The following is a 26,223-nucleotide window of genomic DNA, read 5'->3' on the forward strand; positions in this document are numbered from 1 at the left end:
CGCTCTTTCGAAAAAGAACAGAAACATGTAATTCTAAAGCTATTACCATTCCAACAGAATGGTAATGAATTGACTGTGCCAAGTTCTAAGAACTTGTATTGGTCACTCAGTTCATTGATATCTTTTGTTTCGACTTAATTTACTTTCGCTTTAAAAAGCGAAAACAAACAGTACGAAACTAGTGATTATCATCAACGAGTGCCCACACAGATTGATAGGTCTAAATTGTTAAAGAGCTTCTCTTCTAAGTTGCTAAGCTTCCTTTGAAGAGGTGGGCTATTCTAGCGAGATAAACGAGAGTGTCAAACACTTTTTCAAATTATCTTTTTAAGCTAGAAGCCTAACTGACATTGCGCTTGAACCCTTGTGGGCTCTGCCGTGTCAGTGAGGTCGCATTATAGAGATAACGATCACGTTGGCAAGCGGTTTATTAGGTTTTTTGTTATTTATCTATCGTTTGAGTGTTTTTTATTCGAAAAGCCTCATTTTTATAAGAAAAGTCATCTATATTAAAATTGACGACAAATTTTAAGGACAAATTATGAGCCATATTCGCTGTTATAAAGATAAAAGACCTGTAATCGGAGAACGCGTCTATATAGATACAAGTTCAGTACTAGTGGGAGATATTGTTATTGGCGATGATTCGAGTATATGGCCACTTGTTGCAGCTCGAGGGGATGTTAATCATATCCACATAGGTCAACGAACCAATATTCAGGATGGCAGTGTATTACACGTCACTCATAAAAATGATGAAAACCCAGATGGTTTCCCTCTTCTTATTGGGAATGATGTAACGATTGGGCATAAAGTGATGCTACACGGTTGCACCATTCATGATCGAGTGTTGGTGGGAATGGGGGCGATAGTATTAGATGGCGTGATAATAGAGAAAGAGGTAATGATTGGGGCTGGTAGTTTAGTTCCCCCAAATAAAACACTAGAGAGTGGTCACCTATATGTGGGCAGCCCAGTCAAAAAAGCCCGTCCATTATCAGATAAAGAACGAGCTTTCTTACAAAAATCATCGGATAACTACGTACAGAACAAAAATGACTATTTAACTCAGGTTCAGGTCATCGAGACTATTTAAGTTCGATCTCTCCCTTTTCGTTGAATTCTTCATTATCAATTAATTCTTCCGCGAGCTCTTCAACATCGAAACGTATACTAGAGAAAACTTGAAGGGCTTGCCGTTCCCCATCGACTGATATTCCCGACAATCTTTCAATCATCTCAAGAGAAATCGAACATTCAATCAGAGCTCCCGCTTGTTGAGCAGGAAAAGTAACAACGGATTTATGCTGATCCCATGTTTGTATATCAGCAAAGAGAATTGATTGATTCATTACATACCTTCTAAATTTTTACGCAATTCACGTAATACCTGTCGCGCTCCAGGACGAAGACCTCGCCACAACATAAAACTTTCTGCCGCTTGGCCAACGAGCATCCCCAAACCATCATAAGTTTGGCTCACGCTATTTTGAATTGCCCATTGATTAAAACAGGTATTCCCTTTGCCATACATCATGTCATAGCAAACAGAATTCGATGAGAATATGGATGTGCTAATGGCAGGTAATTGACCATCAAGGCTTGCCGAGGTTGAGTTGATGATGATATCAAATGGAGCATTTATCGATTCCATACTTTTAGCACGAATAGAACCGTAAGCTTCAAATATACCCGCCAGCTCTTGAGCTTTAGAAAAAGTTCGGTTGGTTACCGTAATATGAGCCGGGTTATGATCCAGCAATGGCTTAATCACACCGCGTGCCGCACCACCAGCCCCAATCAATAAGATTCGAGCGCCTTCCAACCTAACTTGATTTTGAAGGAGATCTTGAACCAGGCCTTCACCATCGGTGTTATCACCAATAACATCACCATCGTCGAGCTTTTTTAAAGTGTTCACCGCACCTGCAAGTTTAGCGCGCTCCGTTAAGCGATCGGCAAACTGGTACGCATCTTCTTTAAACGGCACGGTAATATTGCAACCTTTACCTCCATGCTCAAAAAATGCTATCGCTGCATCTTTAAAACCATCAGCAGGTGCTAAGCAGGTGCTATAAGTTAAGTTCTGATTGGTTTGCCTTGCAAAAAGAGTATGAATGAAAGGTGATTTGCTATGTCCAATAGGGTTACCAAACACAACGTACTGATCGGTTTGTTGGGCCATATCCTTGCCTGCTTATATATAGTTAAAAAAAGAGCCATCTAAGATGACCCTACCACTTCACACTATGCTAGCCAAGTATCACTGTTACCATTCTCTCGGTTTCAAATAGTTCAGGTAAAGATCGGCTTCTGGAGAGCCATCTTCTGGGTTATAGTTATATTCCCAACGAGCTAATGGTGGCATAGACATGAGTATGGATTCTGTTCTACCACCGCTTTGTAACCCAAATAAGGTGCCTCTATCATAAACAAGATTAAATTCCACATAACGTCCACGACGATAAAGTTGGAAATGACGCTCTCGCTCACTGTATTCCGTATTTTGTCGACGTTTTACGATTGGTAAATACGCATGGGTATAATTTTCACCAACCGCTCGCATATAAGCAAAAGAAGATTCAAAACCCCACTCATTCAAATCATCAAAGAAAAGGCCACCAACCCCACGCGTTTCATCTCTATGTGGTAAGAAAAAGTATTTATCACACCACTCTTTATGCAACTGATAAACATCCGCTCCAAAAGGCGCACAGATCTCTTTCGCGGTATTGTGCCAGTGTTGGCAATCTTCTTCGAAAGGATAAAAAGGCGTTAGGTCAAAACCGCCACCGAACCACCAAATAGGCGCTTCGCCCTCTTTTTCTGCAATAAAAAATCGAACATTGGCATGAGAGGTGGGTACATAAGGGTTCTTAGGATGCATCACAAGGGATACTCCCATCGCCTCAAATTTTCGCCCTGCCAATTCAGGACGGTGCGCTGTCGCAGATCCTGGCATTTCGTGACCAAAAACATGAGAAAAGTTTACGCCACCTTGTTCGAAAACCGCACCATCTTTCATAACACGACTACGACCACCTCCACCAAGCTTCTCATCTGGCGTTCGTTGCCATGCATCTTCTACGAATAATGCTTGGCCATCAGCCTGCTCTAATTGTTGACAAATACTATCTTGAAGGGCCAACAGAAACTGTTTTACGGCTTGTTTATCTATCGCTGACATTAAGCTGATTATCCTTGTCTTAATATACGTGACGTTTTCGCGTCTCGAATTTCACTAGGCTTCTCTCGTCCACCCGTTTCTCCATGCAACACCGCAACTAACTTATCACCTAATTGCTCTTCTACTTCTTGAGTCGTCATACATGGAGGGTGACCCGTTAAATTTGCACTTGTTGAGGTAAGCGGCTTACCAAAGGCATGACACATTTTTTGAACCAAAGGATGGTCGGTCACACGTACAGCAATAGAATCAAACTGCCCACAGAGTGATGAAGATACTTTATCGCTGGTCGGCATTATCCAAGTGACAGGTCCAGGCCATGTCGATTTCACTTCCTTAAGTTGTGCTGCCGTTAACTGGCTTTCATCAATATAAGGTAAAAGCTGGCTATAATTCGCAGCAATCAAGATCAACCCTTTTTCAACCGGGCGTTGCTTTAACGCTAACAATTTATCTATCGCTTCATTATTGTCAGGATCGCACCCAACGCCAAATACCCCTTCAGTTGGGTAAGCAATAACTTCACCTTGCTTTAATGCCAGTAGCGCCTGCTCAAAATTATCCATGACCATCCCTTTAACTTTCTTTTTATTCTTCGCTTTAATTAAGTAAGTGTACAAATTATCTCTGTTCATACCTAAAGCTATTTAATAGCAAAATGTATCTAAGTTTAAATCACACTGACGCAAACGTTTTCCTTGGGCGATTTTACCCGTATAATGCGCGAAAAATATCCGCACACCTAATTTTATAGCACTGAAGGAGTTTGAGATGAAAGTCGGGATTATTATGGGTTCTAAATCAGATTGGCCAACCATGAAACTGGCCGCAGAAATGCTTGATCAATTTGGCATCGCATACGAGACAAAAGTGGTTTCAGCTCACCGAACTCCTCAGCTTCTCGCTGAATATGCTTCAAGTGCCAAAGATCGCGATATAAAAGTGATCATCGCTGGAGCTGGCGGCGCAGCGCACCTTCCTGGTATGGCAGCCGCTTTTACTAGCCTTCCTGTATTAGGCGTTCCTGTTCAATCTCGTGCTCTTAAAGGCATGGACTCACTACTTTCTATTGTTCAAATGCCAAAAGGTATTGCAGTCGGCACTCTCGCGATTGGCGAAGCTGGCGCGGCAAATGCCGGATTACTTGCCGCACAAATTCTAGGCACCAGTGATGAGAGTGTAATGGAAAAAGTGGAAGCGTTCCGTCAACAACAAACAGAAACTATTTTAGATAACCCAAACCCAGCTGAGGACTAATGACATGCATGTTCTTGTGCTAGGCGCAGGCCAATTAGCTCGAATGATGTCGCTCGCGGGCGCACCACTCAACATTCAAATATCAGCTTTTGATGTCGGAAGCAGTAATATCGTTCATCCACTAACTCAAGCGGTGATTGGTAATAGATTAGAAAACGCGATTGAGCAAGCAGACGTGATCACTGCCGAGTTCGAACATATACCCCATCAAATACTTGAAGTCTGTGAACGCAGTGGTAAGTTTTTACCATCAACAGAAGCAATCAAAGCAGGTGGTGACCGCCTTCTTGAAAAAGCACTGTTAGACGAAGCAAACGTGAAAAATGCTAAGTACTATGTGATTAACTCTCGCGAAGACTTTGACACTGCAATTACCCACGTTGGCTTACCGATGGTATTGAAAAGCACACTTGGCGGCTACGACGGTAAAGGCCAATGGCGCTTAAAGACATTAGACAATGTTGACGCGACCTGGGCAGAAATGGCTGAATGCATTGCCGCGACCGACAACCAAGCAATTGTTGCTGAAGAGTTTGTTCCGTTCGATCGTGAAGTATCGCTTGTTGGTGCTCGTGGCGCTAATGGCGAGATTCAAGTGTACCCACTGGCTGAAAATGTTCACACCGACGGCGTGTTGAGTTTATCGACAGCGATTGATGACATTGAATTGCAAGAGCAAGCGAGAGTAATGTTCACAGCTGTTGCTGAGCGTTTAGATTACGTTGGCGTGCTGGCACTTGAGTTCTTTGATGTTCAAGGTTCGTTGCTTGTTAATGAGATCGCACCACGTGTGCATAACTCTGGCCACTGGACGCAACAAGGTGCTGAGGTTTGCCAATTTGAAAATCATCTACGAGCAGTTTGCGGCCTGCCACTAGGTGGAACCGAATGCATTCGCCCAACAGCAATGGTCAACATTTTAGGTGAAGGCTCACTCCCACAAAGCGTGTTAGCAATGCCAGGTTGTCATGTTCATTGGTACGGTAAAGAAAAACGCGCAGGAAGAAAAATGGGGCATATCAATGTATGTGCAAATTCGCGGAAAGATCTCCAACAAGCACTGCTTGAACTTGCGGATGAGCTTACCGAAAAGGCTTATCCTTCGTTGAAAAGCGCTGCGTTAAAAATACAGTAATATGTACAACCGATAAGATCACAAAATGGCGCTATATGCGCCATTTTGTCTTTGATATGTAGCCTCTAATAACTCTTCAACATATTTACTCGTTAGATTGAGTATGCTGACATTTTCGGCTAGAGCATTGATACTTAGTTCCACTCGCCAATTTTTTCTCAACCAACAGTGTAAAGCCACATTCTTCACAGCGGCCTTTGACTGGAGGGTGGTTCACTGCAAATTTGCATTTAGGGTAATTATCGCAAGCAAAGAACGTTTTCCCAAAACGAGATTTACGCTCGACAAGGTGTCCTCTACCACACTCTGGACAACCATGTAGTGGCTTATCTTCTGTTGGTTGCTCCGGTTTATCGAGGGACTCAATATGGTGACACTCAGGATAACTGCTGCATCCGATAAACATCCCATAACGGCCCTGCCTTAATACCAACTCATTGGCACACTTAGGGCAAGCTACTCCAAGTTCTTTTACGATATGACCATCATTTTGATGTAATGGGCGAACATAGCTACAGCTCGGATACTGCAAGCAACCTAAAAACGGGCCATGTTTTCCGTGACGGAGTTGCAGTTCACTGCCGCATTCTGGACATGGTTCATGTTCCAAAGCGTGTTCGTGAGCGGAAAATAACTGCTGATCGATTTTACTGCTCATGGCATCTCTTGTTGGTTAGTACTAGTGAAGAATACCTTGCTCTTTACTGTATAAGAGCTCTTCCATTTGGGTATATGCATTTTCATTACCCGGTACATTAAACAGCACCATTAAAATAATCCATTTCAGATCATCAAGTTCAAAATCATCCGTCTCTAACCCCATAACTCGATCAATGACCATTTCTCGAATTTCGGTTGTGAGTACACCTACCTGTTCTAAAAACAGTAGAAAACCACGACACTCCATATCAATTCGCGCTATCTCTGATTTGGTATAGATACGTATTGAGGTTGTTGAACCTGTGGATATTGCCGAATGATTGTCGCTCTCTTGAAGCGCAGCTAGTTCTTCTAGCCAATGTAGTGCTTTATAAATATCTTTTTGGTGGAAACCTGCACGAGTCAGCTCATCTTCAAGTTCATCTTGATCCACTTGCAACTCTGCCTCGCTATGGATATAGGTTTCGAACAAATACATTAGTATGTCCATCATCATAGCTAGCCCCTCCTCTTTCGAATATAGCCACCGGTTACTGCAACAACATGCCCTGAGAGCTCAAGCTCCAAAAGCTGCATCATGACCTCATGCACAGGTATATGGGTCCGCTGTGCCAAAATATCAACAGGAGTCACCTCTATTCCTACGTTAGCTAACAGAAGAGGAAATAGCAATTCTTCCTCTTCTTCCACCATGTCGAATAAATTTGGCTGATGATCTATAGACCAGTTTACCAGAGTTTCTATTTCAGAGAGAACGTCTTGCGCACTTTGGACTAAACACGCTCCCGCTTTAATTAAGCTATTTCCGCCACGACTATTGGGGTTATGAATAGAGCCCGGCATAGCAAAAACATCACGCCCTTGCTCGTTTGCGTAACGAGCCGTAATAAGAGAACCACTTTTCTCTGCCGCCTCAACGACTAAGACCCCAACAGACAAGCCACTAATAATTCGATTACGCCGTGGGAAGTTTTCAGGCCTCGGCTTGGCACTAGGACGAAATTCTGAAACTAACGCCCCTTTATCGATAATTCTTTCAGCCAACTTCCTATGGCGAGCTGGATAAATATTATCAAGACCAGAGCCAAGTACAGCCACCGTTTCACCACTTCCTTCTAACGCTCCATCATGAGCGTAACCATCGATCCCCAATGCAAGCCCGCTAGTTACGATTAAACCTTGATTAGAAAATTCTTTCGCAAACGACTTCGCGGTTTGTCGCCCTTCCAAGCTAGCATTTCGACTGCCAACCATTGCGATTTGAGGATCCCCCAAGCAACTCGAGTTACCTTTTACAAATAATACCGGCGGATGGGAGGGGATCTCTTTTAAAAGTGGTGGGTAATGTATATCGAGAGGGGTAATAATATGATGATTCTGTTGCTGAGCCCACTTTAGGCAAGGCTCAACATCTGAGAGAGCTTTATGTTTTAAGTACTCTATCTGTTTTGTTTTGAACCCTATTGCCTGAAGGTTTTGAGGCTTATATTGAACAATGTTAACCAGTGAATCGATACTTCTTAATCTGGATAATCTCTTTTCTCCCAAATAGGGAGTGAAGCTCAACATCAACCACGCTTCGAGTTCTTGCTCCGTCACGATCCTGCATCTTCACTACTGATCGCAATAGTCACTGGCTTGATTGGTGAAATAGCAGAAATTTCTCGACCAATAGGCGTAGAGCTATCTGTTATCAGCCCTAAACTAAAATATTGATAAGGACGAATAACAATCAAGCGACCAACGGTGATATCAGGCAATTGAATAGCATCACTCTTTTCGCCCTCATAACTAAACTTACCTTCTTTGCTATGTACCATCGCTCCGGGTTTAATTAACTCAAACATACTTCCTTGACGTAAATTATCTTCCGTACCTTGATCCAGAATGATCACTTGGTTGTTTGCAGCATACTGGCTTCCCGCTATCGCTCCTAAAATATTGGCGAAAACACCTTGAGGAGCAGGTTGAGGGTGAAAGGTGGTGGATAACGTCATGGTTTCAATGCCAACTTCAGGTAACACCACATCATTAATCAATATTTCTTGTCGTTGAGAGGTCACCTGTAAACTACTAAACTCTTCATCACTGTCCACCAAAGTAGCCGCTGCCACTAAACGTAAAGATGTGATACTTACCTCTGGGCTTTCACGCTTATACTCTTCAACCTGACGGTAAATCCCCCACTCAGTATGACTGTGCTGACCATCAATAAATAAACGATCATTAGCGGTTAAAAACTTACGACCATCACTTGTTCCTAGCACCCTATGAGCATTATCAATGAGATCTTTTTCTACCAACCGATCCGATTGAAGGTAAGGAAGCACCAACTCTTCCGCAATAGTCGGTACCGCTTTCTTTTCAATCAAGCGAACCTTAGGGCTCAGAGTGACCATAGGTTTAAGACTTAACACTGGCTGACCATCTCTCCACGTTAACGTTAACCTATCTCCTGGATAAATTAGATGTGGATTTTCAATGTCAGGGTTTATCTGCCACAAGCGAGGCCATAACCATGGATTATCTAAATATAGCGCAGAGATATCCCACAGCGTGTCACCTTTCACAACGATATAAGTTTGTGGTGCATTATCTCGAATCGTCAAAGGTGCTGGTATTGATTCACTTGCACTCGCAATATTAGAAATAGAGAACGACATTGACAGTAATGCGCCTGTAATACAGCGAAGAAATGAAGGCATAACTCCCGCTCCTTTAGAGTAATGAGTAATAGAGAATCGAATAATTGGTCTTAGGATGCTGTCATTTGCCCTCTAAAATGTCTAGAATTGAGCCAACAAGGTTTATGCTGTTTCGGCACAGTTCAACATTTAGAGTGTATATGTCTGTATTACAAGTATTAACATTCCCGGATGACCGCCTACGTACCGTGGCGAAACCGGTAGAGAAAGTTACCCCTGAGATCCAAAAGCTCGTCGATGACATGATTGAAACCATGTACGACGAAGAAGGTATCGGCTTAGCGGCGACGCAAGTTGATTTCCACCAACGTATTGTTGTGATTGATATTTCAGAAACTCGTGATGAACCAATGGTTCTGATCAACCCTGAAATCACCGAAAAACGCGGAGAAGATGGCATCGAAGAAGGTTGCCTTTCGGTTCCGGGCGCAAGAGGTTTAGTTCCTCGTGCGGCTGAAGTGAGCGTAAAAGCTCTCAATCGTGATGGCGAAGAGTTCACCTTCGACGCTGATGACTTACTGGCGATTTGTGTACAACACGAATTGGACCATTTAAAAGGCAAACTGTTTGTTGATTACCTTTCGCCTCTTAAACGCAAGCGCATCAAAGAAAAGTTAGAGAAAATTAAACGCTTTAACGAAAAACAAAAATAAATTAAGTGAGGTTACCTTGAGCCAGTCATTACGTATTGTGTTTGCAGGTACTCCGGACTTCGCCGCCCGTCATTTGGCGGCGTTGTTGTCTTCGGAGCATGAAGTTATTGCGGTATATACCCAACCTGACCGCCCAGCAGGTCGTGGCAAAAAGCTGACCGCAAGCCCAGTAAAAAATATCGCCCTTGAACATAATATTCCGGTATACCAACCAGAAAACTTCAAAGCCGATGAAGCAAAACAGCAACTTGCTGATCTCAACGCCGATCTCATGGTTGTCGTGGCTTACGGTCTACTATTGCCACAAGTTGTGCTTGATACCCCGCGTCTAGGTTGTATCAACGTGCATGGCTCAATTTTACCTCGCTGGCGTGGTGCCGCACCGATTCAACGCTCAATCTGGGCGGGAGATAAAGAAACCGGTGTGACCATCATGCAAATGGATATTGGTTTAGATACTGGTGACATGCTCAGCATTGCCACTCTACCGATTGAAACGACAGACACCAGTGCATCTATGTATGACAAGCTTGCGGATTTAGGTCCAGATGCACTTGTTCATTGCTTAGCGGACATCGCTTCCGGTAATGCTAAACCTGTCAAGCAAGATGATGAGCTTGCCAACTACGCGAAAAAACTTAGCAAAGAAGAAGCTAAGATTGATTGGAAGATGGATGCTCAAGCCATTGAACGTTGCGTTCGAGCCTTTAACCCTTGGCCGATGAGTCACTTCTCTGTTGCAGAAAATAGCATCAAAGTATGGCAAAGCCGTGTGGAACCTCAAACAAGCGATAAACCGGCGGGAACCATACTTAAAGCCGATAAAACGGGTATTTATGTGGCAACTGGCAGTGGTGTGCTTGTTTTAGAGCAGCTACAAGTACCGGGGAAAAAAGCCATGTCGGTACAAGACATCTTAAACTCGCGTGCTGCTTGGTTTGAAGTGGGAAGCCAACTCAACTAATTCGGCAAGCAAGTTCGGCCAGTCGTTACTGGCCTTTATTTTTTTGATTCAACAATCGGGTATCCATCATGAATGTTCGCGCTGCAGCTGCAAATGTCCTGTTTCAAGTGGTCGATAAAGGCCATTCACTTTCACATGCTTTACCAGCAGCTCAGAAAACGATTAAACCTCGTGACCACGCTCTTCTTCAAGAGATCTGTTACGGAGCATTACGTTATTTACCACGTTTAGAAACCATTGCGAACGAGCTGATGGATAATTCGCTCAAAGGTAAAAAGCGAGTATTCCACCACTTAATTTTAGTGGGGATCTACCAATTAAGTTTTATGCGCATTCCTGCTCACGCTGCCGTTGGTGAAACCGTAGAAGGAACAGTAACCCTACGAGGCCCAAGCTTACGTGGCTTAATTAATGCCGTACTTCGTAGCTACTTACGCGAACAAGACCGCTTGGACGAACTGGCCGTTAGTCATAACGCAGGCAAATATTGCCACCCAAGCTGGATTTTAAAAATGCTTCAAGAGAGTTACCCAGAACAATGGGAATCCATCGTTGAAGCGAATAACAGTAAAGCACCAATGTGGCTACGAGTGAATCGTCAGCACCACACTCGTGATGAATACTTAACACTGTTAAATAGCGAAAACATTGAATGCACACCGCACCCTCAAGCGGAAGATGCATTAAAATTAACGTCTCCTTGTGATGTCACCTTACTACCAGGTTTCACTAAAGGTTGGGTATCGGTTCAAGATGCTGCCGCACAATTATCTGTCGATTACTTAGCACCACAAGACGGTGAGTTAATTTTAGATTGCTGCGCTGCACCTGGCGGTAAAACGGCGCATATTCTAGAGCGCACAAATAACACTGAAGTGGTTGCCATTGACTGCGATGACCGCCGTTTGGATCGCGTGTATGACAACCTACAGCGTTTACAACTGCGTGCTGATGTTATCTGCGGAGATGCTCGCTACCCTGAAGAGTGGTGGCAAGGTGATCAATTCGACCGTATTTTGTTAGATGCACCTTGTTCAGCGACTGGCGTGATCCGTCGCCACCCTGATATTAAGTGGCTACGCAGAGCGTCTGATATTGATGCTCTCGCACTGCTTCAAAGTGAAATCATGGATGCGATGTGGCGTGAACTTAAACCGGGCGGCACTATGGTGTACGCGACGTGTTCAATCACTCCACAAGAGAACAGCCAACAAGTAAAAGACTTCTTAGCGAGAACAGACAACGCACAACTGGTGGGTTCTGAAGTTGAAAACCCAGGACGCCAAATCCTTCCTGGTGAAGACGATATGGATGGTTTCTACTACGCCGTATTGGTTAAATCGCTCGCTTAAGCGTATAACATTGATTCGAGCAGCGCTTATAACTTGAAGCACTGCTCGTATTCATTATGAATGAGCACCTTAATTGCGCAGCTTTCTGAGAATAGAAAAGACCGGCGCATAACTGAGTAAAACAAGAGAAGCAAAGTATGAAAATCATCATTCTTGGTGCTGGCCAAGTCGGTGGCACACTGGCAGAAAACCTCGTTGGCGAAAACAATGACATCACCATTGTCGACCGCAACGGTGATCGCCTTCGTGAACTGCAAGATAAATATGATTTACGAGTGGTGAATGGTTACGCCAGCCACCCAACAACTTTGCGGGAAGCCGGAGCACAAGATGCTGACATGTTGGTTGCTGTAACCAATATGGATGAAACCAATATGGCTGCGTGTCAGGTTGCCTTCTCTCTGTTTAACACACCGAACCGTATTGCCCGTATTCGCTCTCCTGAATACTTGGCAGAAAAAGAAGCGCTGTTTAAATCAGGCGCAATCCCGGTTGATCACCTCATTGCTCCAGAAGAGCTCGTAACCAGTTATATTGAGCGTCTCATTCAATATCCTGGCGCCCTTCAAGTGGTGAGTTTTGCCGAACAAAAAGTCAGTTTAGTGGCGGTAAAAGCTTATTATGGCGGCCCTCTGGTAGGGAATGCTCTGTCTGCTTTACGTGGTCACATGCCTCATATTGATACTCGTGTTGCCGCGATTTTCCGTCAAGGACGTGCGATTCGACCTCAAGGTACCACCGTTATTGAAGCCGATGATGAAGTTTTCTTCGTGGCGGCAAGTAATCATATTCGTTCCGTTATGAGTGAACTTCAACGTTTAGAAAAGCCTTACCGCAGAATCATGATTGTCGGTGGTGGTAATATCGGTGCCAGTCTCGCTAAGCGTCTTGAACACAGCTACAGCGTTAAGTTGATTGAGCGCAACCATAAACGGGCTGAAAAGCTTTCTGAAGAGCTAGAGAATACGATTGTGTTCTGTGGTGATGCGGCAGACCAAGAGTTACTTACGGAAGAAAACATCGACCAAGTTGACGTTTTCATTGCCTTAACCAACGAAGATGAGACCAACATTATGTCTGCCATGCTCGCTAAGCGCATGGGGGCGAAAAAAGTAATGGTGCTGATTCAACGTGGAGCGTACGTAGACTTGGTTCAAGGTGGCGTTATCGATGTTGCGATCTCACCCCAGCAAGCGACGATTTCCGCACTACTTACCCACGTGCGTCGAGCCGATATTGTGAATGTATCATCACTGCGTCGCGGAGCAGCAGAAGCCATCGAAGCGATTGCCCACGGTGATGAAACCACCTCTAAAGTTGTCGGCCGCGCCGTCGGTGATATTAAACTTCCTCCAGGTACAACCATTGGTGCCATTGTTCGTGGCGAAGAAGTGCTCATCGCTCATGACAGAACGATGATCGAACAAGATGATCACGTCGTTATGTTCTTAGTCGATAAAAAGTATGTTGCCGATGTAGAGTCACTGTTCCAGCCGAGTCCGTTCTTCCTTTAGGTCACTAAAAATGGTCAATCTACGTCCGATTATTTTTGTTATAGGGTTAGTGTTATCCAAGCTAGCCCTATTTATGTATATCCCAACACTTGTCGCGTTTTTTACCGGAACGGGTGGCTTTTTAGAGTTTGGTCAATCGGTTCTGATCACCCATTTAATGGCGTTTATCTGTTTAACCATTGGTCGCACCGCACACTTTAAATTAAGTGTTCGAGATATGTTTCTAATCACCTCTTTGGTTTGGACTATCGCCAGTGCCTTTGCTGCTCTGCCCTTCGTGTTCATCAACCACATCAGTTTTACTGACGCTTACTTTGAAACTATGTCAGGCATTACCACCACGGGTTCCACCGTTTTAAGTGGCTTAGACAGTATGGCTCCCAGCATTTTATTGTGGCGCTCAATCCTACAATGGTTGGGAGGTATAGGGTTTATCGTAATGGCGGTTGCCGTTCTGCCAATGCTGAACGTTGGGGGGATGAAGCTATTCCAAACGGAATCATCAGATTGGTCCGATAAAAGTAGCCCTCGCGCGAAAACTGTCGCCAAAAATATAGTTCTGGTCTACCTCGTATTGACGGTGTTGTGCCTACTGGGTTACTTAGCAACAGGCATGAACTTGTTTGATGCGATCAATCACTCTTTTACTACCCTTTCAACCGGTGGTTATTCAACATCTGATGGCTCAATGAATCACTTCTCAAACGGAGCTCATTGGGTTGCGACTCTATTTATGTATCTGGGTGGACTTCCTTTCTTGCTCTTTGTGACTGTGCTCAGCAAAAGAAAGCCACAAGCTCTGTATAAAGATGCACAAGTACGAGGCTTCACTTATCTGTTCTTAGGCTCAAGCTTCATTGTCGCCGCTTGGTTAATCATTCGAGATGGCTATGCGGTTTTAGACGCGCTAAGAGTATCCATGTTTAACATTGTATCGGTCGTGACCACTACAGGTTTTGGTTTAGAGGATTTCACCGCATGGGGCGCTCTGCCTAGCGTGTTATTTGCGTTCTTAATGATGGCAGGGGCTTGTTCAGGTTCGACATCTGGGGGGATTAAAATATTCCGCTTCCAAATTGCGATGACACTCCTGAATAAGCAGATAATGAAACTGATTCACCCATCTGGTGTCTTTGTTCAACGTTATAACCAAAGGCCAGTAAATGACGATATTGTTCGTTCCGTGGTCGCTTTCGGTTTAATGTTCTTCATTACCATTATTTTTATTGCTGCAGCTCTAAGCTCTATGGGGCTCGATCCTATCACCAGTATTTCAGGCTCAATTACTGCGGTCGCGAATGTTGGCCCAGGAATGGGGTCGGTTATTGGTCCAACGGGCAACTTTTCTCCTCTCCCTGATGCTGCAAAGTGGATACTCAGTTTTGGTATGCTGATGGGAAGACTTGAAATACTGACTATTTTAGTACTATTTTTTCCTGCCTTTTGGCGCCGTTAAAGAGGTTTACAATGAACAAATGGATAATGTTATTAAGCATATTTCTGAGCGGTAATGTGCTAGCCAATCAAATCGTCACACTGGAAAACGGACAACAAATTCAGCTGAATGATGATTTTACTTGGGAGTACTTATCTGCAAAAAGTGAGGAAACCACGGATGTTGTCGCGATCCCACTGGCTTCGAAAAAAGCAGGTACTCAATTCAAGGTTGGAGCAAATAAGCACATTCTTCAACTTTCTGATTCTGGTATAGATATTTTACTTCAGTCTGCCAGTTATGAGTCCGGCACGCTGATTATTCCAACCTCTATCACCAATCAAAGCTCTCAATCGATTGTATTGATTGATCTAGAAGTTGAAATATTAGACTCACAAGGTGTTTCTCTGCTTAAAACGGAAGTGGCTATCTGGAAATCAATCAAGCGTATTGCTGACACTTATCTAAGACCACAATCATCTGAGTCTGGTCGTAATTTAGTATTCGAAGTACCTCAACATACCGACTATCAAATCAATGTTAACGTGCTGAATGTCGAGTCTCGATAAACACATCAAGGCTTAAACAATTGGCACATAAAGATAGATAGCAAAGAAGTGACATACGCATCCACCTAGCACAAACAAATGCCAGATGGCATGGTTGTAAGGGATGCGTTTTGTTACATAGAAAATCACACCCAAAGAGTAAATCACGCCGCCTGCCGCCAGTAAAACTAAACCTCCCACAGCAATATTTAGCGCTAACTGGTAGATAACAATCATAGAGAGCCAACCCATAATCAAGTAGGTGATCAACGATGCGCGTTTGAATCGGTAAACAAATGCGATTTTCATAACAACGCCAATCAGTGCAATCGCCCAAATCACGCCCATTAATCCTATCGCTAGCGGTGTTCTTAATCCCACTAACAGGAATGGGGTATAACTGCCTGCGATCAGTAGATATATCGCGCAGTGATCTAACGTTTTGAAAAGGCGTTTCGTATTAGGGTTTGAAATGGAGTGATACAGTGTAGAGGCAAGGAAGAGTAAAATGATGCTACTACCGTAAACTGCCATGCTGGTTAAAGTCATGATGTCAGCGCCATGCTCGATGGCGTTATTGAGCAGTAAAACTGAACCCACAATACCAAAAAGGCAACCAATACCATGGGTGATCGCATTGGCTAACTCTTCAGTTGTACTGTAGGCCGTATTCATTGGTTGATTCATAAGTTTTCCATGGTAGGACCATTATTTGATTTTACCAGTATGTCATATTAAGCTTACACGTGTAAGCTCAATGTTTTACCAGTCAAAAGACTATTTGCCAGAAAACGTCTAAATTGAATAATATCTGACTAACTGACCTGTTCTAGATACTCTAAAACGATCTTTCCAGCCTCGCTAGCGGGTGTGTCTGCTGGGATCACGAGTTTACGTTTAAGTTCACCTAAACCCAGCAAGCTAGATAACATGCCACCAAATCCTTTTCGGTTTCTGTCTATCTCGAACCAAAGTTGCAATTGCTCAGCGTCTCGATAAGCCACAATCTCTAATTCACGCCAACGACCGTGGTAAGGGCCCGTTGTTGGTACAAATTCAAACTCTTGGACAAAAGGCATGGCGAAACCTTTAGCAGCTTCACACTCAACTTGTCGAATTCGTAACCCTTGCTCTTCCAACTCAGTGAAAATACCATCCATGATAGGATCGGGTCTCACTGTCAAAATATCTTTATCCGTAGGATCAATCGCCAGCGCGATATCTAACCCTGTCTCTAACCAAACTTTCGCATCACCAATGGTCACAGGCGTATTCCATGGGATATCAAGTTCAATCTCAAAATCTCGTTGCTCACCTGCACCAATAGTAAAAGAGTAAGGTAACGCCCAACTCGCAAGCGCATAACTCTGCTTCACTCGCTTGGTGCGTTGCTCGCGATTGTCGCCACCACCCACTTCGACTTCATCGATATATTGACAACAAAGTTTCAGGTCAATGTTATCTATCTCCTGAGGTGTCGAACCACCATAAACATGGATCACGACATTCACTTTTTGCCCAGGGAACAAGACTTCTTGCTGTAGAACAGAATCCACTTTTGCAGATCCAATACCAAAACTTGCTAAGGTTTTCTTCAAAAATGACATCAGCACTCTCCTTTCGCTTACCTTAATAGTACTCATGAAACTGACTGCAACTCAATTCATTTTACTTGATGATGAGGGTTCAAGGTGGCTGTTTTTTACTCAGCTGTCGATCCAGAACGAGTAAGGTGATATTCTGAATAATGATATGCATACATATCATTATTCCTGATTATTTATAGGATAGGCTTACGCCAGAAGAGTCACTCTTTTTTGAACATGATTACGAATGGTGCCTTGCACTTATGACTAACAAGCAAAGGGGAGCGACTCATAGATAATCGGGCCATTAAATTGGCAATGGAAATGCCTGGCTGTTAGGTATATTAATGCGCCCAACTCCTGTCAGGTTTTCGCACTCAAATCGTGGTGCGTCTCGTCGTCGTTGCAGCTTTGTCGCTGTGCCTTCGGCAAAAAAAGTAGCACCAACAATGACTTTAGTGGAAAAGACGGCACTTCATGCTTCTACTTCAGTAAAAGTCATTCAAGCTGCTTAATAAAAAGCGCAGTTTAATACTGCGCTTTTTCCTTATCTTATGCGGTGCATTTTGATACCTTTACTCAAAATCATTATAACTATTATGGAGAAAGCCCAATGAAGTGCCATCGTATAGAAGAGCTGATTGAATTAATCGAACCTGAATGGCAAAAAGATTCAGAAATGAACCTACTACAGTTCATTGTAAAATTAGCTCAAGAGGCAGGATACGAAGACAAAATCGAAGATCTAACCGATGACGTACTGATCTACCATCTTAAAATGCGTAACAGTGAAAAAGACGAAATGATCCCAGGTCTCAAAAAAGACCAAGAAGATGACTTTAAAACCGCAATCCTCAAAGCTCGCGGTATCATCAAATAAATCATCTAACAGTAATTAATGACTTTATTCAAAGCGGCCAGATGGTCGCTTTTTTTCTGTTCTACTCTTTTTCTACTGATCTGTAGTAACAAAGATTGTTAAAGGTTGATAGCCTTAAAAAAAAGTCACCAACATTGGCGCTATAATCGCCAACGAAAAAGCTCAATGAAACGCCACATAATAAAATGCAATGTCTAAGAGTGTGAATTAAATAAATCACACCTAAAGCCCAATAAGGATAGCTCCAATGAGTCAGGATAAGATCGATATCAAAGATGTGACTCCCAAAACCTTCAACCCAAAAACCCATAAAGGGAATGGCGATAGGTTTAACCCAAGTAATCGCATCTATGTTCGAGAAAGTAAAGGTTTCTTCCAACAACTACGCCGCTATGGTGGCTGGTTTCTATTGCTGCTTTTTGCACTAACACCATGGATCCCGTTTGGTGAACGCCAAGCAATTTTACTCGATATAGGTAACCAGCAATTTAATTTCTTTGGCACCACTCTTTATCCGCAAGATCTTACTCTGTTAGCTCTGCTATTTATGATAGCAGCGTTTGGCCTATTCTTTTTAACCACCTTTTTAGGCCGAGTATGGTGTGGCTATTTATGTCCTCAAACTGTTTGGACATTCATGTACATTTGGTTTGAAGAAAAATTGGAAGGTTCGGCGAATAAACGGCGCAAACAAGATTCCAATAAACCCACTTCAAACCTCATTATGCGAAAAGCCGTTAAGCACTTAGCTTGGATAGGTATCGCGTTACTAACAGGCTTAACCTTTGTCGGCTATTTTGTACCAGTCAAAGATTTGGTGATTGATTTCTTTACCTTTAATGCCAGCTTTTGGCCTGCATTCTGGGTCATCTTTTTTGCGGCATGTACTTATGGTAACGCAGGTTGGATGCGATCCATTGTTTGCCTTCACATGTGTCCATACGCTCGTTTCCAATCAGCTATGTTTGATAAAGATACGTTTATCGTCGGTTACGACACTAAACGTGGTGAAAACCGTGGCCCTCGCTCACGCAAAGCCGATCCGAAAGCATTAGGATTGGGCGACTGTATTGATTGTGATTTATGTGTTCAGGTATGTCCGACAGGTATTGATATTCGTGATGGTTTGCAATATGAATGCATCAACTGTGGTGCTTGTATTGATGCATGTAATAAAACCATGGATCGAATGGGTTACCAACAAGGTCTGATAAATTACACCACTGAACACCGCTTATCTGGCAATCATACTAAGGTCATGCGACCGAAATTATTAGGTTATGGCGGCATTTTAGTATTAATGATTGGCCTCTTCTTTGTTCAAGTCGCCAGTGTTGCACCGGTTGGCTTAAGTGTACTGAAAGATAGAAACCAGTTAGTCAGAGTCAATAGCCAAGGTTTCTTTGAAAACACTTATACCTTAAAAGTCATCAATAAAACTCAGCAGACCCAAAGCTATGATTTAGAGGTAACAGGATTGCCAGGTGCTATTTGGTATGGCAACCAAACTGTCACCGTTGAGCCAGGGGAAGTACTGAACTTACCGATGAGCTTAGGGATTGATCCTGAAAAAATCAGCTCTCCTGTTTCAAAGATTCAGTTTATACTCACAGACAGTGACCAGTTTACAGTTGAAGTGGAAAGCCGCTTTATAAAAAAACTGTAACCCTTAATTTTTAATGGAAAAAGGCTCAGTAATGAGCCTTTTTTATTTATGACTGAGCAAAATTTTAACTTCAATGCCCTAACGCCTGACTTCATGTGGTATGCACTAGAGAGTATCGGCGTCCGCGCAGAATCAGGCTTGCTGGCTTTAAATAGCTATGAAAATAGAGTCTACCAATTTGTTGATGAAGACAAAAAACGCTACGTCGTAAAGTTTTATCGACCTGAGCGTTGGAGTTCACTACAAATTCAAGAAGAGCATGACTTCACCCTAGAATTGGTTGAACAAGAGATCCCTGTCGCTGCGCCATTACGTATCAATGGACAGACGCTACATTTTTATAAAGGCTACACATTCGCACTGTTTTCTAGTGTTGGCGGGCGTCAGTATGAGGTCGATAACTTAGATCAACTTGAAGGTGTGGGCCGATTTTTGGGTCGCATTCATAAAGTAAGTTCACAAAAACTATTTCAACACCGACCAACCATTAGCCTTGAAGAGTACTTATACCAGCCAAGAAAACTTCTACAGCAATCGACCTTTATCCCCTCTCATCTAGAGTCGGCTTTTTTTAATGATCTTGATCTGCTGATTAATTTACTCGAACAACATTGGAGCGACGATTCACAAATCATACGTCTGCATGGCGACTGTCATCCCGGAAATATTCTATGGCGTGATGGCCCCATGTTTGTCGATTTAGACGACGCGAGAAATGGCCCAGCAGTACAAGATTTATGGATGTTAATGAATGGCGAGCGCCAAGATAAACTCGTTCAACTGGATATCATCTTAGAAGGCTATCAAGAGTTTTGTGACTTTAACCCTACAGAATTGAAACTTATTGAACCATTACGTGGTCTACGAATGGTGCACTACATGGCATGGTTAGCAAAAAGATGGCATGATCCTGCTTTCCCACTCGCCTTCCCTTGGTTTAACGATCCTAAATATTGGGAAAGCCAAGTGTTAGGATTTAAAGAACAAATTGCGGCGCTCAACGAAGCTCCTCTTTCACTTATGCCGCAGTGGTAATACATTCGATCCCTCGCTTAAAGGGACTTACTATAATGGAGAACAACAATGAAGAAGCTACTCGCACTTGCAGCAACTCTACTACTGAGCCTATCCGCTCATGCTGCTCAATTTAGTGAAGGCGAACATTACAAAGTATTGGATCTTGAAGCTTCCAAAAAGCCTGTCGTAAATGAGTTTTTCTCTTTTTACTGCCCACACTGCAATAGCTTTGAACCTATTATTGAGCAATTGAAAACCAAACTTCCAGAAGGCGTGAAACTGAATAAAAATCACGTATCTTTCATGGGTGGCCCGATGGGTAAATCAATGAGTAAAGCTTACTCAACCATGATCGCTCTAAAAGTCGAAGATAAGATGGTTCCGATTTTATTCAATCGAATCCACAACATGCGTAAAGCGCCAAAAGATGACGCTGAATTACGTCAAATTTTCCTTGATGAAGGCATTGATGCAGCAAAATATGACGCAGCGTTCAACGGCTTTGCTGTCGATTCAATGGTTCGTCGTTCAGACAAAGCCTTTAAAGACAGTGGCCTTACAGGCGTTCCAGCAGTCATTGTGAATAACCGTTACCTTGTGGAAGCACAAAGCATTCAGAGCCTTGATGAGTACTTTGAACTCGTGAACTTCTTACTGAAAAAGTAATTCATGATAAAAGGGAGCCTCGTTATCGGCTCCCTTTTTACAAACCTACTCCGTAAAAACGTTATACCGCCTGTGCTGTCAATTGTTTCAATAATCTATCCATAGAGCGATAACCTAACGCTTCCGCTAAATGCTTCTTCTCAATACTTTCAACGCCTTCAAGATCCGCAATCGTCCGCGCCACTTTAATGATTTTATGGTAAGCACGAATCGATAAACCTAACCGATGCAGTGCATTCTCCAAAAACTCAGAATCTTGTTTCATTAAAGGGCAAAACTGCTCAATTTCACGACTGCCTAATAATGAGTTAACCTTTCCATTTCGGGCCTGCATTCGTTCTCTTGCAATCAAAACTCTCTCTTTTACGACTTGTGTGGCTTCACCTCGATCGCCACCTTCAGATAGCATTCCTTTCGGTAATAAAGGGATTTCAAGTGACATATCAAAACGATCCAACAGTGGTCCTGATAACCGATTTAAATAGCGCAAAATAATCTGTGGATTCGTTCGTGATTGCTCACCTTCGTAATACCCTGTTGGACTAGGGTTCAATGCACCGACTAATTGAAAACGGGCTGGAAATCGAGTTTTCCCCGCAGCACGAGAGATGATGATCTCTCCAGATTCAAGCGGTTCCCGTAACGAATCCAGCACCTTGCGTTCAAATTCCGGCATTTCATCCAAAAACAGCAAACCATTATGTGCTAATGATATTTCACCTGGCCGTGGTATCGATCCCCCTCCCACCAGCGCTGCCATCGAACTCGAATGGTGCGGTGAACGAAAAGGCCGCTGCTTCCAGTTATGTTGATTGATCTCCTGCTGAGTCAACGACGCGACCGAAGCGGTATCCATAGCCTCAGCCTCACTCATCTCAGGTAACAAATCACACAACCGAGAGGCGAGCATGGTTTTTCCTGTACCGGGAGGCCCAAGAAAAAGCAAATTATGATTGCCAGCCGCCGCGATCTCTAACGCTCTTTTCCCCTGTTGCTGACCAATAATATCCTGTAAATCCCGCTCTAAAGGCTTGTGAACATGAATCGATGGCGTTTGAAATAGACTAAGAGTCTGTTGCCCGCATAAGTCAGCACATACTTCGAGTAAACTCTGTGCGGATTTATGGTTATCCTTGCCAACCAGAGCCGCTTGATCGCCATTTTCATGCGGAACCACCAAACACCGTTGTTGTCGGTTTGCGGCTAACGCGGCAGGTAGAACACCTTTTACCGCGCGTAATTCACCAGATAATGCCAACTCTCCAATAAACTCACACCCTTCTAATTTCGTTAGTGCGATTTGCTGAGATGCAGCCAATATCCCAAGCGCAATAGGCAGATCAAATCGCCCTCCCTCTTTAGGCAAGTCCGCTGGAGCCAAGTTAACGGTGATCCGCTTGGCTGGAAACTCAAATTTAGAGTTAATGATCGCACTGCGTACCCGATCCCGAGACTCTTTAACCGTGGTTTCAGGTAACCCAACCAAAGCAAAACCGGGCATCCCATTACTAATATGTACTTCTATCGTGACTTCGGGTGCTTCCACCCCAACGCTGGCCCGACTATGAATAATCGCTAATCCCATGAGCATTCCTAAGTGGCGGAGTTACAAGAATTTATCCTCAATAAAGAGCGTAAACTCACTTCAACAAGATGTTATATAGCGTGTTTGTATTAGTAGGAAATGTGAAAAAAGTATGAGTTTTCTCTTGTCACGTAGCAGATTTGTATGATAACACTAGAGACGCAAACCATTTCGTAAGACATTACGTAACAAAAATAAGAGATGTATGAAATTTAACGCCCGCACTTACGCACTAATTAACCTGATTATCGTGGTCATTATTAAGACCGCGCGGGGGCGAGTGGGCAGAAAATAACCACAAGATTTTACAAACCCTCGCACTGAAAAGTCCGGGGGTTTTTTCTAATTTATAGACCTAAAATTACACTTTATAACTCAAGAAAATATCACTCAATACGATATTCAGACAGATCGATGACAGGAAGAATGGGAGCACAAGATGTGCAGTCAAAATGGATTAAGCTACCAACCAAAAAGTAGCACAGGAGGATTACGATGAGAGGTGCAGATTTAGTCGTATCCGCATTAAAACAACAGGGCATTAAAACCATTTTCGGTTACCCCGGTGGGGCCATTATGCCCATTTATGATGCACTCTATGATGGCGGCGTGGAGCATATCCTTTGTCGTCACGAACAAGGCGCAGCAATGGCGGCTATCGGTATGGCTCGTGCCACACAAGATGTCGCGGTATGCATGGCGACCTCTGGCCCGGGAGCAACGAACCTCGTCACCGGCCTCGCCGATGCTTTCCTTGATTCAATTCCTCTTGTCGCTATTACCGGACAAGTTGCTAGCTCTCATATTGGCACCGATGCATTCCAAGAGATGGACGTCATTGGAATGTCTTTAGCTTGTACCAAACATAGCTACCTTGTGACTCATATTGACGATCTCGCACCGACACTCTCTGAAGCGTTTGAAGTCGCAAAAACAGGCCGCCCTGGCCCTGTTATTGTCGATATCGCAAAAGATGTACAGCTTGCCGAAGCTCCTGTTTCTGCCATTCCTTCATTTGTGCCACCAGCAATGCCCGTTGCAAGCGAAGCCTCACTTCAACAAGCTCAAGCACTGTTAGCCGCCAGCACGCGCCCTGTACTGTATGTCGGTGGCGGTGTTCAACTTGGCAAAGCCACTGAATCAGTGCGCGAGTTTTTACGCTTAAACCCAATGCCATCAGTCAGCACACTGAAAGGATTAGGTACGGTTGAGCGTCATGACCCGCACTTTTTAGGCATGCTAGGGATGCATGGAACCAAAGCGGCCAACTTAGTGGTTCAAGAGTCTGATCTGCTGATCGTCGTCGGCGCAAGGTTTGATGACCGTGTGACAGGCAAACTTGATACTTTTGCGCCACATGCAAAAGTCATCCATATCGATATTGATGCCGCAGAGTTCAATAAATTGCGTGTTGCCAATGCGTCATTGCGCGGCGATATCAACTTGATCCTTCCACAGTTAGAGCTATCACAAGATATTAGCCCTTGGGTACATCACTCAGAAAGCTTACGTTCAGGCTTTAAGTGGCGTTATGACCATCCTGGCGATCTGATTTTTGCTCCATTAATGCTTAAACAGCTATCGGATATGATGCCGGAAAATTCAATCATCTCGACCGATGTTGGACAGCACCAAATGTGGGCAGCGCAACATACTCAACCTCGTGAACCACAAAATTTCATTACATCCGCAGGTCTTGGCACCATGGGTTTTGGCCTACCCGCTGCGATGGGCGCGAGTGTTGCTCGACCAGATGACCAATCCATCCTCATCTCTGGTGATGGATCTTTCATGATGAATGTGCAGGAGTTAGGTACGCTGAAACGCCGTCAGATTCCCGTAAAAATCGTACTGATCAACAACCAACGATTAGGCATGGTACGCCAATGGCAATCACTCTTTTTTGATGGTCGCCATAGCGAAACCATCTTAGATGACAACCCTGATTTCGTTATGCTTGCCAAAGCTTTTGATATCCCAGGAAAAACCATCACACGTAAAGAAGAAGTCGAACCTGCGCTTAAAGAGATGCTAGAAAGTAAGACCGCTTACATGCTGCATGTTCTTATTTCTGAAGAAGAAAATGTATGGCCGCTGGTTCCACCGGGCGCATCAAACAGTGACATGTTGGAGAACACCTAATGGAAAGATACTTATTAGATATCAAAGCCGATGATAAGCCCGTACTGCTTGAGCGTGTATTACGTGTGATCCGCCACCGTGGCTTTATCATCAAACAGGTTGCCGCCACTCAAAATCATGAAAGCAACGTAGCCAGTGTTGAAATTATTGTCGACAGTGACCGTCCTATCTCCTTTTTGGTGAATCAAATAGAGAAATTATGGGACATTAAAAGTGTTGATGTCATGACGATTAGCAAACACGAACTACCAAACAATAATTTACAACAGAGCATTAGTGCATAAGGACATCAAAATGACAGCAAAAACAGCCGACTACATTTGGTTCAATGGTGAAATGATCCCTTGGGAAAATGCACAAGTTCATGTTCTTACTCATGCGATGCATTATGGCACATCTGTATTTGAGGGCGTTCGTTGCTACAACACACCGAAAGGTCCTGTGATTTTTCGCCACCCAGAACATGTAAAACGCCTGAAGAACTCAGCTAAAATTTACCGCTTCCCTATCCCGTACACGGAAGAGGAGATCATGGAAGCGACACGTGAAACTCTACGCCAAAACAAACTGCAATCTGCTTACATTCGTCCACTTGGCTTTGTCGGAAATGTAGGGCTTGGCGTCTGTCCACCAGAAAGTACTGAGATGGATTTAATTATCGCGGCCTTCCCTTGGGGTTCGTACTTGGGCGAAGAAGCGCTTGAAAATGGCGTTGATGCGATGATCTCAAGTTGGAATCGCGCGGCACCTAATACCATCCCAACCGCAGCAAAAGCCGGCGGTAACTACTTATCGTCCCTACTTGTTGGTGGGGAAGCTCGCCGCAATGGTTACGCTGAAGGTATCGCACTCAGTGTCGATGGTTACCTATCCGAAGGGGCTGGCGAAAATATCTTTGTGATTCGTGATGGTATTCTCTCTACACCACCAGCGACCAGTGCCATTTTACCAGGGATCACTCGTGATTCAATCATGGTGCTTGCCAAAGAGATGGGTTACGAAATTCGCGAAGAAAACATTGCCCGCGAAGCGTTATACCTTGCTGATGAAATTTTCATGACAGGCACCGCAGCTGAAATCGTACCGGTTCGTACCGTCGATAAGATCACGATCGGAGAAGGCAAGCGAGGCCCGATAACACAACAAGTTCAAGCGGCTTACTTTGGGCTGTTCAACGGCAAAACAGAAGATAAATGGGGCTGGCTAGACTACGTTTACCCACAAGACGTTTAACCACAGAAAGTGCCACCCCAGATAACGCTTAATTAGCA

At 43.8% G+C, this 26,223-nt stretch carries 28 protein-coding genes; 17 read left to right on the forward strand and 11 right to left on the reverse strand.

Features of this window, described 5'->3' with window-relative positions; all coding sequences use genetic code 11:
- The first annotated feature begins 541 nt into the window (after window positions 1-541).
- Window positions 542-1,096: a gamma carbonic anhydrase family protein gene (locus L4C39_RS17165; protein WP_113798146.1), complete on the forward strand. Its 555-nt coding sequence runs from the start codon at window positions 542-544 to the stop codon at window positions 1,094-1,096.
- Here L4C39_RS17165 and L4C39_RS17170 read toward each other — a convergent pair.
- The 4 genes from L4C39_RS17170 to tsaC form a co-directional block, all read right to left on the reverse strand.
- Complete coding sequence (locus L4C39_RS17170) at window positions 1,089-1,352, reverse strand: DUF1488 family protein (RefSeq protein WP_429747117.1); 264 nt, start codon at window positions 1,350-1,352, stop codon at window positions 1,089-1,091. The genes L4C39_RS17165 and L4C39_RS17170 overlap by 8 nt on opposite strands.
- The gene (gene aroE / locus L4C39_RS17175) at window positions 1,352-2,185 is read right to left on the reverse strand and encodes a shikimate dehydrogenase (protein ID WP_429747119.1); all 834 of its coding nucleotides are present in this window, start codon (window positions 2,183-2,185) and stop codon (window positions 1,352-1,354) included. The genes L4C39_RS17170 and aroE overlap by 1 nt, the downstream gene beginning before the upstream one ends.
- Window positions 2,186-2,269: 84 nt before the next feature.
- Window positions 2,270-3,187: an oxygen-dependent coproporphyrinogen oxidase gene (gene hemF / locus L4C39_RS17180; RefSeq protein WP_429747120.1), complete on the reverse strand. Its 918-nt coding sequence runs from the start codon at window positions 3,185-3,187 to the stop codon at window positions 2,270-2,272.
- Window positions 3,188-3,195: 8 nt separating this feature from the next.
- A complete protein-coding gene (tsaC, locus tag L4C39_RS17185) occupies window positions 3,196-3,753 on the reverse strand; it encodes an L-threonylcarbamoyladenylate synthase type 1 TsaC (RefSeq protein ID WP_029203399.1) in 558 nt (185 codons plus the stop codon).
- Window positions 3,754-3,958: 205 nt separating this feature from the next.
- On the opposite strand from tsaC, the gene purE reads away from it, so the two are divergent.
- Both purE and L4C39_RS17195 read left to right on the forward strand, forming a co-directional pair.
- Window positions 3,959-4,444 carry a 5-(carboxyamino)imidazole ribonucleotide mutase gene (purE, locus tag L4C39_RS17190; protein WP_371712358.1) on the forward strand — a complete coding sequence of 162 codons (486 nt, stop codon included), beginning with the start codon at window positions 3,959-3,961 and terminating at the stop codon, window positions 4,442-4,444.
- 4 nt (window positions 4,445-4,448) lie between these two features.
- Complete coding sequence (locus L4C39_RS17195; protein ID WP_429747123.1) at window positions 4,449-5,579, forward strand: 5-(carboxyamino)imidazole ribonucleotide synthase; 1,131 nt, start codon at window positions 4,449-4,451, stop codon at window positions 5,577-5,579.
- A gap of 85 nt (window positions 5,580-5,664) precedes the next feature.
- On the opposite strand, the gene L4C39_RS17200 is transcribed toward L4C39_RS17195, so the two are convergent.
- Genes L4C39_RS17200 through L4C39_RS17215 form a run of 4 tightly spaced genes read right to left on the reverse strand, consistent with a single transcriptional unit; the run spans window position 5,665 to window position 8,944 of the window.
- On the reverse strand, window positions 5,665-6,237 hold the full coding sequence (locus tag L4C39_RS17200; RefSeq protein ID WP_136995917.1) for a DNA topoisomerase family protein: 573 nt from the start codon (window positions 6,235-6,237) through the stop codon (window positions 5,665-5,667).
- A gap of 21 nt (window positions 6,238-6,258) precedes the next feature.
- Entirely contained in the window at window positions 6,259-6,735 is a 477-nt protein-coding gene (locus L4C39_RS17205) for a DUF494 family protein (RefSeq protein WP_113798159.1), read from the reverse strand.
- A 2-nt stretch (window positions 6,736-6,737) separates the two neighbouring features.
- Window positions 6,738-7,838, reverse strand: a complete 1,101-nt coding sequence (gene dprA / locus L4C39_RS17210; RefSeq protein WP_429747125.1) for a DNA-processing protein DprA — start codon at window positions 7,836-7,838, stop codon at window positions 6,738-6,740.
- Window positions 7,835-8,944: a LysM peptidoglycan-binding domain-containing protein gene (locus L4C39_RS17215; RefSeq protein ID WP_429747127.1), complete on the reverse strand. Its 1,110-nt coding sequence runs from the start codon at window positions 8,942-8,944 to the stop codon at window positions 7,835-7,837. The genes dprA and L4C39_RS17215 overlap by 4 nt, the downstream gene beginning before the upstream one ends.
- 140 nt (window positions 8,945-9,084) lie before the next feature.
- Here L4C39_RS17215 and def point away from each other — a divergent pair, with 140 nt between their 5' ends.
- From def to L4C39_RS17245, 6 genes are all read left to right on the forward strand, one after another.
- Window positions 9,085-9,597, forward strand: coding sequence for a peptide deformylase (def, locus tag L4C39_RS17220; RefSeq protein ID WP_017052851.1), 513 nt, complete (start codon window positions 9,085-9,087; stop codon window positions 9,595-9,597).
- Between the two features lie 16 nt (window positions 9,598-9,613).
- On the forward strand, window positions 9,614-10,561 hold the full coding sequence (fmt, locus tag L4C39_RS17225) for a methionyl-tRNA formyltransferase (protein WP_429747129.1): 948 nt from the start codon (window positions 9,614-9,616) through the stop codon (window positions 10,559-10,561).
- Window positions 10,562-10,629: 68 nt separating this feature from the next.
- Window positions 10,630-11,913, forward strand: coding sequence for a 16S rRNA (cytosine(967)-C(5))-methyltransferase RsmB (gene rsmB / locus L4C39_RS17230; RefSeq protein WP_429747131.1), 1,284 nt, complete (start codon window positions 10,630-10,632; stop codon window positions 11,911-11,913).
- Between the two features lie 137 nt (window positions 11,914-12,050).
- On the forward strand, window positions 12,051-13,427 hold the full coding sequence (gene trkA / locus L4C39_RS17235; protein WP_113798169.1) for a Trk system potassium transporter TrkA: 1,377 nt from the start codon (window positions 12,051-12,053) through the stop codon (window positions 13,425-13,427).
- 10 nt (window positions 13,428-13,437) lie between these two features.
- Window positions 13,438-14,883, forward strand: coding sequence for a TrkH family potassium uptake protein (locus L4C39_RS17240; RefSeq protein WP_113798170.1), 1,446 nt, complete (start codon window positions 13,438-13,440; stop codon window positions 14,881-14,883).
- 11 nt (window positions 14,884-14,894) lie between these two features.
- Window positions 14,895-15,431, forward strand: a complete 537-nt coding sequence (locus L4C39_RS17245; RefSeq protein WP_113798172.1) for a DUF3157 family protein — start codon at window positions 14,895-14,897, stop codon at window positions 15,429-15,431.
- Between the two features lie 12 nt (window positions 15,432-15,443).
- Here L4C39_RS17245 and trhA read toward each other — a convergent pair whose 3' ends face one another.
- The gene (gene trhA / locus L4C39_RS17250; protein WP_136995912.1) at window positions 15,444-16,097 is read right to left on the reverse strand and encodes a PAQR family membrane homeostasis protein TrhA; all 654 of its coding nucleotides are present in this window, start codon (window positions 16,095-16,097) and stop codon (window positions 15,444-15,446) included.
- Between the two features lie 128 nt (window positions 16,098-16,225).
- Window positions 16,226-17,017 carry a sporulation protein gene (locus tag L4C39_RS17255; RefSeq protein ID WP_113798176.1) on the reverse strand — a complete coding sequence of 264 codons (792 nt, stop codon included), beginning with the start codon at window positions 17,015-17,017 and terminating at the stop codon, window positions 16,226-16,228.
- A 326-nt stretch (window positions 17,018-17,343) separates the two neighbouring features.
- On the opposite strand from L4C39_RS17255, the gene L4C39_RS17260 reads away from it, so the two are divergent.
- From L4C39_RS17260 to L4C39_RS17280, 5 genes are all read left to right on the forward strand, one after another.
- Window positions 17,344-17,511: a hypothetical protein gene (locus tag L4C39_RS17260; protein WP_017051910.1), complete on the forward strand. Its 168-nt coding sequence runs from the start codon at window positions 17,344-17,346 to the stop codon at window positions 17,509-17,511.
- A 98-nt stretch (window positions 17,512-17,609) separates the two neighbouring features.
- Window positions 17,610-17,876 (forward strand): YihD family protein, encoded by a 267-nt coding sequence (locus L4C39_RS17265; protein ID WP_017051911.1) that lies wholly within the window; start codon window positions 17,610-17,612, stop codon window positions 17,874-17,876.
- Between the two features lie 247 nt (window positions 17,877-18,123).
- On the forward strand, window positions 18,124-19,542 hold the full coding sequence (gene ccoG, locus L4C39_RS17270) for a cytochrome c oxidase accessory protein CcoG (protein WP_261888669.1): 1,419 nt from the start codon (window positions 18,124-18,126) through the stop codon (window positions 19,540-19,542).
- Window positions 19,543-19,590: 48 nt separating this feature from the next.
- Window positions 19,591-20,577, forward strand: a complete 987-nt coding sequence (locus L4C39_RS17275; protein WP_017051913.1) for a serine/threonine protein kinase — start codon at window positions 19,591-19,593, stop codon at window positions 20,575-20,577.
- A gap of 48 nt (window positions 20,578-20,625) precedes the next feature.
- Window positions 20,626-21,225, forward strand: a complete 600-nt coding sequence (locus L4C39_RS17280; protein ID WP_136995910.1) for a thiol:disulfide interchange protein DsbA/DsbL — start codon at window positions 20,626-20,628, stop codon at window positions 21,223-21,225.
- 61 nt (window positions 21,226-21,286) lie between these two features.
- Here the strand turns inward: L4C39_RS17280 and L4C39_RS17285 are convergent, their stop codons facing one another.
- The gene (locus tag L4C39_RS17285) at window positions 21,287-22,810 is read right to left on the reverse strand and encodes a YifB family Mg chelatase-like AAA ATPase (protein WP_113798182.1); all 1,524 of its coding nucleotides are present in this window, start codon (window positions 22,808-22,810) and stop codon (window positions 21,287-21,289) included.
- A gap of 495 nt (window positions 22,811-23,305) precedes the next feature.
- On the opposite strand from L4C39_RS17285, the gene ilvG reads away from it, so the two are divergent.
- From ilvG to L4C39_RS17300, 3 genes are read left to right on the forward strand one after another with little or no spacing between them, the layout of a single operon-like run.
- A complete protein-coding gene (ilvG, locus tag L4C39_RS17290; RefSeq protein WP_429747137.1) occupies window positions 23,306-24,952 on the forward strand; it encodes an acetolactate synthase 2 catalytic subunit in 1,647 nt (548 codons plus the stop codon).
- Window positions 24,952-25,236, forward strand: coding sequence for an acetolactate synthase 2 small subunit (gene ilvM, locus L4C39_RS17295; protein ID WP_429747139.1), 285 nt, complete (start codon window positions 24,952-24,954; stop codon window positions 25,234-25,236). The genes ilvG and ilvM overlap by 1 nt, the downstream gene beginning before the upstream one ends.
- A 10-nt stretch (window positions 25,237-25,246) precedes the next feature.
- Entirely contained in the window at window positions 25,247-26,185 is a 939-nt protein-coding gene (locus tag L4C39_RS17300) for a branched-chain amino acid transaminase (protein WP_429747141.1), read from the forward strand.
- Window positions 26,186-26,223: the final 38 nt, after the last annotated feature.

The sequence above is a fragment of the Vibrio clamense genome (assembly GCF_050337905.1).
Classification (GTDB): Bacteria; Pseudomonadota; Gammaproteobacteria; order Enterobacterales; family Vibrionaceae; genus Vibrio; species Vibrio cortegadensis.

Excerpts from the sequence above, each read along its gene's own strand:
- L4C39_RS17165 (WP_113798146.1), top strand. The coding sequence starts at position 542 with ATGAGCCATATTCGCTGTTATAAAGATAAAAGACCTGTAATCGGAGAA.
- L4C39_RS17170 (WP_429747117.1), bottom strand. The coding sequence starts at position 1,352 with ATGAATCAATCAATTCTCTTTGCTGATATACAAACATGGGATCAGCAT.
- aroE (WP_429747119.1), bottom strand. The coding sequence starts at position 2,185 with ATGGCCCAACAAACCGATCAGTACGTTGTGTTTGGTAACCCTATTGGA.
- hemF (WP_429747120.1), bottom strand. The coding sequence starts at position 3,187 with ATGTCAGCGATAGATAAACAAGCCGTAAAACAGTTTCTGTTGGCCCTT.
- tsaC (WP_029203399.1), bottom strand. The coding sequence starts at position 3,753 with ATGGATAATTTTGAGCAGGCGCTACTGGCATTAAAGCAAGGTGAAGTT.
- purE (WP_371712358.1), top strand. The coding sequence starts at position 3,959 with ATGAAAGTCGGGATTATTATGGGTTCTAAATCAGATTGGCCAACCATG.
- L4C39_RS17195 (WP_429747123.1), top strand. The coding sequence starts at position 4,449 with ATGCATGTTCTTGTGCTAGGCGCAGGCCAATTAGCTCGAATGATGTCG.
- L4C39_RS17200 (WP_136995917.1), bottom strand. The coding sequence starts at position 6,237 with ATGAGCAGTAAAATCGATCAGCAGTTATTTTCCGCTCACGAACACGCT.
- L4C39_RS17205 (WP_113798159.1), bottom strand. The coding sequence starts at position 6,735 with ATGATGATGGACATACTAATGTATTTGTTCGAAACCTATATCCATAGC.
- L4C39_RS17215 (WP_429747127.1), bottom strand. The coding sequence starts at position 8,944 with ATGCCTTCATTTCTTCGCTGTATTACAGGCGCATTACTGTCAATGTCG.
- def (WP_017052851.1), top strand. The coding sequence starts at position 9,085 with ATGTCTGTATTACAAGTATTAACATTCCCGGATGACCGCCTACGTACC.
- rsmB (WP_429747131.1), top strand. The coding sequence starts at position 10,630 with ATGAATGTTCGCGCTGCAGCTGCAAATGTCCTGTTTCAAGTGGTCGAT.
- trkA (WP_113798169.1), top strand. The coding sequence starts at position 12,051 with ATGAAAATCATCATTCTTGGTGCTGGCCAAGTCGGTGGCACACTGGCA.
- L4C39_RS17240 (WP_113798170.1), top strand. The coding sequence starts at position 13,438 with ATGGTCAATCTACGTCCGATTATTTTTGTTATAGGGTTAGTGTTATCC.
- L4C39_RS17245 (WP_113798172.1), top strand. The coding sequence starts at position 14,895 with ATGAACAAATGGATAATGTTATTAAGCATATTTCTGAGCGGTAATGTG.
- trhA (WP_136995912.1), bottom strand. The coding sequence starts at position 16,097 with ATGAATCAACCAATGAATACGGCCTACAGTACAACTGAAGAGTTAGCC.
- L4C39_RS17255 (WP_113798176.1), bottom strand. The coding sequence starts at position 17,017 with ATGTCATTTTTGAAGAAAACCTTAGCAAGTTTTGGTATTGGATCTGCA.
- L4C39_RS17260 (WP_017051910.1), top strand. The coding sequence starts at position 17,344 with ATGCGCCCAACTCCTGTCAGGTTTTCGCACTCAAATCGTGGTGCGTCT.
- L4C39_RS17265 (WP_017051911.1), top strand. The coding sequence starts at position 17,610 with ATGAAGTGCCATCGTATAGAAGAGCTGATTGAATTAATCGAACCTGAA.
- ccoG (WP_261888669.1), top strand. The coding sequence starts at position 18,124 with ATGAGTCAGGATAAGATCGATATCAAAGATGTGACTCCCAAAACCTTC.
- L4C39_RS17275 (WP_017051913.1), top strand. The coding sequence starts at position 19,591 with ATGACTGAGCAAAATTTTAACTTCAATGCCCTAACGCCTGACTTCATG.
- L4C39_RS17280 (WP_136995910.1), top strand. The coding sequence starts at position 20,626 with ATGAAGAAGCTACTCGCACTTGCAGCAACTCTACTACTGAGCCTATCC.
- L4C39_RS17285 (WP_113798182.1), bottom strand. The coding sequence starts at position 22,810 with ATGGGATTAGCGATTATTCATAGTCGGGCCAGCGTTGGGGTGGAAGCA.
- ilvG (WP_429747137.1), top strand. The coding sequence starts at position 23,306 with ATGAGAGGTGCAGATTTAGTCGTATCCGCATTAAAACAACAGGGCATT.
- ilvM (WP_429747139.1), top strand. The coding sequence starts at position 24,952 with ATGGAAAGATACTTATTAGATATCAAAGCCGATGATAAGCCCGTACTG.
- L4C39_RS17300 (WP_429747141.1), top strand. The coding sequence starts at position 25,247 with ATGACAGCAAAAACAGCCGACTACATTTGGTTCAATGGTGAAATGATC.